This is a genomic window from Sphingomonas sp. A2-49 (assembly GCF_025548555.1).
In the GTDB taxonomy this organism is placed as follows: domain Bacteria; phylum Pseudomonadota; class Alphaproteobacteria; order Sphingomonadales; family Sphingomonadaceae; genus Sphingomonas.
In genome coordinates this window covers 25551-31875 of record NZ_JAJLPA010000032.1, presented here as the reverse complement: position 1 = coordinate 31875, position 6325 = coordinate 25551, and the positions used below count along the sequence as shown (strand labels likewise).

Annotated in this window: 6 protein-coding genes; 2 read left to right on the top strand and 4 right to left on the bottom strand. The window is 71.2% G+C overall.

All coding sequences use genetic code 11. The features are described 5' to 3' along the window. Together LPN01_RS17745 and LPN01_RS17740 are read left to right on the top strand one after the other, a co-directional pair. The coding region (locus LPN01_RS17745) for a S8 family peptidase (RefSeq protein WP_262829751.1) at nucleotides 1–2101 on the top strand (2101 nt) is incomplete at its 5' end. A gap of 35 nt (nucleotides 2102–2136) precedes the next feature. Further along, nucleotides 2137–3135, top strand: a complete 999-nt coding sequence (locus LPN01_RS17740; RefSeq protein ID WP_262829750.1) for an LLM class flavin-dependent oxidoreductase — start codon at nucleotides 2137–2139, stop codon at nucleotides 3133–3135. Here the strand turns inward: LPN01_RS17740 and LPN01_RS17735 are convergent. The 4 genes from LPN01_RS17735 to LPN01_RS17720 are packed head-to-tail and all read right to left on the bottom strand — an operon-like array spanning nucleotide 3095 to nucleotide 6193. Further along, entirely contained in the window at nucleotides 3095–3766 is a 672-nt protein-coding gene (locus tag LPN01_RS17735) for an HPP family protein (protein WP_262829749.1), read from the bottom strand. The genes LPN01_RS17740 and LPN01_RS17735 overlap by 41 nt on opposite strands. Before the next feature lie 47 nt (nucleotides 3767–3813). Further along, on the bottom strand, nucleotides 3814–5196 hold the full coding sequence (locus tag LPN01_RS17730) for a sensor histidine kinase (protein WP_262829748.1): 1383 nt from the start codon (nucleotides 5194–5196) through the stop codon (nucleotides 3814–3816). A 10-nt stretch (nucleotides 5197–5206) separates the two neighbouring features. Next, nucleotides 5207–5872: a response regulator transcription factor gene (locus tag LPN01_RS17725; protein ID WP_254289170.1), complete on the bottom strand. Its 666-nt coding sequence runs from the start codon at nucleotides 5870–5872 to the stop codon at nucleotides 5207–5209. A gap of 12 nt (nucleotides 5873–5884) precedes the next feature. After that, nucleotides 5885–6193, bottom strand: a complete 309-nt coding sequence (locus LPN01_RS17720) for a hypothetical protein (protein WP_262829747.1) — start codon at nucleotides 6191–6193, stop codon at nucleotides 5885–5887. Nucleotides 6194–6325 lie beyond the last annotated feature (132 nt).

Sequence of the window (6325 nt, the reverse complement as noted above, 5' to 3'; positions counted from 1 at the left end):
TGCGGTGTCGATGAACGCGCTTGCCGCCTACACGAAGGGCGCGACCGGCAAGGGCGTCAACCTGGCGGTGATCGACAGCGGCATCGACCTGCAAAGCAACGAATTCACCGGCCGGATATCCGCCGAGTCGCAGGACGTCGCCGGCAACGCAAGCATCGACGACGAGGGCGGGCACGGGACCGCGGTCGCCTTTACCGCCGCGGGCCGGCGCAACGACACCGGCACGCACGGCGTCGCCTTCGACGCGACGCTGGTGGTCCTGCGCGCCGACCGGCCGGGCACCTGCGCGACCGAGGGCCAGACGGGCGAGGACACCGGCTGCAAGTTCGGCACCACCGCGATCGCGCAAGGTGTCGATGCCGCGCGGACCGCGGGCGCGCGCGTCATCAACATGTCGCTCGGCGGCGCGACCATGCCGCAGAACCTGATCGACGCGATCGGCCGCGCCACCGCGCAGGGGATCATCGTCGTCATCGCCGCGGGCAACGATGGCAGCGACAATCCCGACCCCTTCACGTCGGTCGCGGGCAATCCCGCGGCGCGCAACCTCGTCATCGTCGCCGGATCGGTCGGGACGGGCGACGTCATCTCGTCGTTCAGCGACCGGGCCGGCACCGGTGCGGCGCACTACCTCGCCGCGGTCGGCGAGCGGGTGCGCGCGCCCGACCAGAACGACACCGCCTTCCTGTGGTCGGGCACCTCGTTCGCCGCGCCGCAGATCTCCGGCGCGATCGCCTTGCTGGCGCAGGCGTTCCCGAACCTCAGCGGCGCGCAGATCGTCGACCTGCTGTTCCGCACCGCGCGCGATGCGGGCACCGCGGGCGTGGACGGCATCTACGGCAACGGCGTGCTCGACCTGACCCGCGCATTCCAGCCGGTCGGCGTGACGTCGGTGGCCGGATCGACGCTGGGCGTGTCGCTCGCCAGCAACGCGACGCTTTCGCCGCCGATGGGCGACGCGACCACCGGGCCGCTGGGGACGGTGATCCTCGACAGTTATGCCCGCGCCTTCGCGATCGACCTCGCCCGTACGATCGACCGCGCCGCGCCGGCGCCCGCGCTCGGCATGGCGTTGCAGGGGCGGCAGCGCACGGTCGCGCTCGCGGCGGGCGGCATGACCGTGTCTCTGACGCTGGCGGCGCGGCCCGACGGCGGCATCGCGGTCGAGCGCAGCATGATGCGGGCGGATCAGGCCGCCACCGCGCAGGCGATCGCCGGCACGGTGATGCAGCAGCTGGGCGAACGGACCAGCTTCGGCATCGCGGTGTCGCAGGCGAGCGGTGCGCTGGGCGCACAGCTGATCGGCCAGCCGCAGCCCGCCTTCCTGATCGCCGGCCAGAGCGGCGCGGGCTTCGACAGCGTCGCGCGCTCGGCGGGGGCGGTACGCCAGCGGATCGGTGGGATCGGCATCACGGCCAGCGTCGAGGACGGCAGCGTGCTCGCCCGCCGCGACGCGCCGCTTGCCGGCATGAGCGGCTATCGCCGGTCGGGATACGACCGGGTGGCGGTCGCTGCCGACGCGCACTGGGACGCGCCGGTCGGCACGCTGGCGACGACGCTGGGCGTCAGTCGCCTGCGCGAGCGCGACACGCTGCTCGGTGCGCGCTTCGACGGCGGCCTCGGCGGCCCTCGCGCCCGCAGCTGGTTCGTCGATGCCGACGCGCGCTGGACGGTCGGCGGCGGCTGGACGATCGGCGGCGGCTGGCGGCGCGGCTGGACGACGGCGGCGATGCAGGGCGGGATGACCGGCAGCGGCCGACTGGTCACCAGCGCCTTCGCCGCGGACGTCGGCAAGGACGGCGTGTTCGGCCGCGACGGCATCGGCGTGCGGGTCGCGCAACCGCTGCGCGTCGACCGCGGAGGGCTCGACTATCTGCTGCCGACCAACTGGGACTATGCCACGCAGCGCGTCACCGACTGGACACCGCAGCGACTGAACCTCGCCCCGGGCGGACGCGAGCTCGACGTCGAGGCCCGCTACCGCGTCGCGATGGGTGGCGGCGACCTCCAGACCAATCTGTTCTGGCGGCGCGATCCGGGCAATGTCGCGGCGCTGACCCCCGACGTCGGCGCAGCGGTGCGCTACGCGCTCGGCTTCTGATTGCGACGGGGCGGCACCATTCCCATCTTGCGGGCATGACACGCTATTCCCTGCTCGATCTGGTGCCCGTCGTCGAAGGCGGCACCGTGGCGCAATCGCTCGCCAATGCCGCCGACCTCGCCCGCCACGCAGAGACGCTGGGTTTCCAGCGATACTGGGTCGCCGAGCATCACGGCATGCGCGGCATCGCCAGCGCCGCGACCGCCGTGGTGATCGCGCACGTCGCGGCGGCGACCAGCCGCATCCGCGTCGGCGCGGGCGGGATCATGCTGCCCAACCATGCGCCGCTGGTGATCGCGGAGCAATTCGGCACGCTCGACGCGCTGTTTCCGGGCCGGATCGACCTGGGCCTCGGCCGGGCGCCGGGATCGGACCAGCGGGTCGCGCGCGCCATGCGACGGACGCTGGAGAGCGACGCCAACGCCTTCCCGCAGGACGTCATGGAATTGCAGAGCTATTTCGCCGACGACGGCCGCACCGGGATCGCCGCGACGCCGGGCGCGGGTGCCGACGTGCCGCTGTGGATCCTGGGATCGAGCACGTTCGGCGCGCAGCTCGCCGCCGCGCTCGGCCTGCCCTATGCGTTCGCATCGCACTTCGCGCCCGATTCGCTCGATGCCGCGATCGCCATCTATCGCCGCGACTTCCGCCCGTCGGCGCAGCTCGCACGGCCGCATGTGATGGCGGGGTTCAACGTCTTCGCCGCGGACACGGACGAGGAGGCGGAACTGCTCGCCAGTTCGCAGCAGCAATCGTTCGTCGCGCTGCGCACGGGCAACCCGCGCCAGCTGCCGCCCCCGGTCGCCGGCTATCGCGTCGGGCTGGGCGCGCAGGGGGCGTCGATCCTCGACCATGTGCTGCAATGTTCGGCGGTCGGCTCGCCCGACACGGTGGCGCGCCAGACTGCGGCGTTCGTCGAGCGGACCGGCGTGGACGAGGTGATGGTCGCCAGCGCGATCTACGACCACGCGGCGCGCAAGCGCAGCCTGGCGATCACCGCAGAGGTGATGAGCGGCCTGACCGTTCCCGCCTGAGCGCCGCATGATGCGCGGCCCGCGCGAGCAGCGCGTCGAGGTCGGCGCGGGCGATGTCGAACGTCTCGTGCATGTCGGCGAGCGCCGCATCGACGTCTCCGGGCGCGAACGCCGACTCGGACGGTGATGGCGGCGGCCGGTGCGGATAGCCGTGGCCGGACCAGCGATGGAACGCGACGCCGGCGACGACGAGCAGCAGCGAATCGAGCCCGACCGGCACGACCGGGAACGACCAGCCCGCCGGCCCGCCGCCATGGCCGAGCAGTACGCCCCCCAGCGCCACCGCGCCGCCCGGCGGATGCAGGCAACGCGCCAGCGCCATCAGCACGATCGCGCCGCCCACCGCGATCGCGGCCGCGGCCGCCTCGTGCGGCACGAGCCGCACGACGAGCAACGCGAAGAGCGCGGAGAGCATGTTGCCGCCGATCACCGGCCACGGCTGCGCGAGCGGGCTCGCCGGCACCGCGAACACCAGCACCGCGCTCGCGCCGATCGGCGCGATCAGCAACGGCGTCGTTCCCTGCCCGGTCAGCCAGCCGGCAAGCAATCCGGTGACCGCGATGCCCAGCGCCGCGCCGAGGCCCGCGACGATGCGGCCGTCGCCGGCGTGGATGAAACGAACGATGTGCATTCCCGGCGCGTTAGTGCGTTTCCCCGCCACCTTCCAGCGGATCGCCGTCAGTTCGCGGCGGGCAACCGCAAGCGCACGAGCAGCCCGCCGAGGTCCTCGCTTTCCTCCAGGCTCACCGTCCCGCCGTAGATTTCCGCCACGTCCCGCACGATCGCCAGCCCCAGCCCGGTGCCGGGCTTGCCGGTATCCAGCCGGACGCCGCGATCGAAGATGCGGATGCGGTCTTCCTCGGGGATGCCCATGCCGTCGTCCTCGACCAGCAGCTCGACGAACCCCGCCTGCGCCGCCACCGTCACGAAGACGCTGCCGCCGCCGTATTTCGCGGCATTCTCGATCAGGTTGCCGAGCATCTCGTCGAGGTCCTGCCGCTCGACATGGACCTGGAGGTCCTTGGGGCCGGCGACGTCGATGCGGACGTGGCGATACAGACGGCCGACCGCGCGCTCGACCGACTCGACGCTCGGCCAGACGTCGGCCCGGCTGTGCGCGGAGCCGCGGCGGCCGACCGCCCGGGCGCGGGCGAGGTGATGGTCGACCTGACGCCGCATCGTCCGCGCCTCGCGTACGACCGTCTCGGCGAGGTCGTCGGCCTGCGCGGTGGCGGCGTTCATGATGACGGTAAGCGGGGTCTTCAATGCATGGGCGAGGTTGCCGGCGTGACGCCGCGCCTCCTCCGCCTGCCGCTCGTTATGCTCGATCAGCGCGTTCAGTTCCTCGACCATCGGCGCGACCTCGATCGGCATCGCGGTGTCGACGCGGTTGGACTGGCCGGCACGCATCCGCGCGATCTCCTCGCGCACCCGGCGCAGCGGCCATAGACCGTAGAAGGTCTGGAGCCAGACGAGAACGACGAGGCCCACGCCGAGCAGCGCGAAGCTGCGCACCAGCGTTCGCCGCAAGACGGTGATCTGCGCATCGAGCCCGCTGCGGCTTTGCGCGACCTGGAAACGCCAGCGGACCTGCGACCCGGGCAGCATCGCGTCGCGTTCGACGATCCGCAGCTTTTCGTCGACGAACTGGTTGCTGTTGTAGAAATGAACGCTGCGGTCGTCGTGGACGCCGCCGAACGCCAGCCGGCGATCCCAGAGCGAGCGCGACGGAAACGGTTCGCTGCCCTTGCCGGATATCTGCCAGTACAATCCCGAATTGGGTTCGAGGAAGCGCTGGTCGGCGGTGGCGTCGCGGCTCAGGATCACCTCCCCGTCGGGGCCGATCTCGGCGGAGACGAGCAGCGAGCGCAGCACATATTCGAGCTGGTCGTCGAAATTGCGCGTCACCGCCGCGGACAGCACGCGGTCGAGCGCGAAGCCGCCGCCGAACAGCAGCAGCCCGATCCACGCCGCCGCGATCAGGATCATCCGCCGCGACAGCGAACCCGTCGTCCGGGCGCGGGCGCGCGGCGGGACCTCGGCTAGCGGCGTCGTCGCCATGGCCCGCCCGTCAGGCGTCCGGATCTTCGAGGCTGTAGCCGAGGCCGCGGATCGTCGTGATGACGTCCTGGCCCAGCTTCTTGCGGATGCGCGTCACGAACACCTCAATCGTGTTCGAATCGCGATCGAAATCCTGGTCGTAGATATGCTCGATCAACTCGGTGCGGCTGACCACCTTGCCCTTGTGATGGAGCAGGTAGCTGAGCAGCTTGTATTCCTGCGCGGTCAGCTTCACCGGCTCGCCCGCGCGTGTCACCTTGCCCGAGCGCGTGTCGAGGCGGACGTCGCCCGCGGTCAGCTCGCTCGACGCATTGCCGGACGCGCGACGGATCAGCGCGCGCAGGCGGGCGATCAGTTCCTCGGTCTGGAACGGCTTGGCGACGTAGTCGTCCGCGCCCGCATCGAGCCCGGCGACCTTGTCCGACCAGCTGTCGCGCGCGGTCAGCACCAGCACGGGCATCACCTTGCCCTCCTTCCGCCAGCGATCGAGCACGGTCAGCCCGTCGATCTCGGGCAGGCCGAGGTCGAGGACGATCGCATCGTAATTTTCGGTCGAGCCGAGGAAATGCCCCTCCTCGCCGTCGGTGGCGAGGTCGATGGCATAGCCCGCACCCTCGAGGGTGTTCTTCAGCTGCTGGCCGAGATTGGGCTCGTCCTCGACGATCAGAACGCGCATGTGATCCCCCTGTTAGCGGCCGGTACGGCCGATGATCTGGCCCGAGCGGCCATCGACGTCGACCCAGACCACCACGCCATCGCGCATGAATTTCAGCGTGTAAACCGATGTGCCGAAATCGAGGTCGAAGCCGAGATATTCATAGCCCTTCATCGTCGGCAGCACCCGCCCCTCGATCGCGCGCGGCGACAGCACCTCGCCCTTGCGGCGGGCGTCATAGGCGCGCTCCTGATCGCTGCGGCGCTGGCCATCGCCCTCGCCGGTCGCCGATGCGGGCACGGTGATCGCGGCAAGGAGCAGGAAAGGCAGAACCATCTTCATGAGGACTGGCATAGGCACAGGGCATTGAACAGCCTGTGAATGGCGCCGTCGCGTCGCGTTCAGGGAAGCGCGCCGCGGACCATCGCGGCGTCGCGCTTGCCCGCGGCGCCCGCGCGCCCTACCTGCGCCCGC

Bases quoted from the DNA above. Each gene is read 5' to 3' on its own strand.
- LPN01_RS17740 (WP_262829750.1), top strand. From the start codon at position 2,137: ATGACACGCTATTCCCTGCTCGATCTGGTGCCCGTCGTCGAAGGCGGC.
- LPN01_RS17735 (WP_262829749.1), bottom strand. From the start codon at position 3,766: ATGCACATCGTTCGTTTCATCCACGCCGGCGACGGCCGCATCGTCGCG.
- LPN01_RS17730 (WP_262829748.1), bottom strand. From the start codon at position 5,196: ATGGCGACGACGCCGCTAGCCGAGGTCCCGCCGCGCGCCCGCGCCCGG.
- LPN01_RS17725 (WP_254289170.1), bottom strand. From the start codon at position 5,872: ATGCGCGTTCTGATCGTCGAGGACGAGCCCAATCTCGGCCAGCAGCTG.
- LPN01_RS17720 (WP_262829747.1), bottom strand. From the start codon at position 6,193: ATGAAGATGGTTCTGCCTTTCCTGCTCCTTGCCGCGATCACCGTGCCC.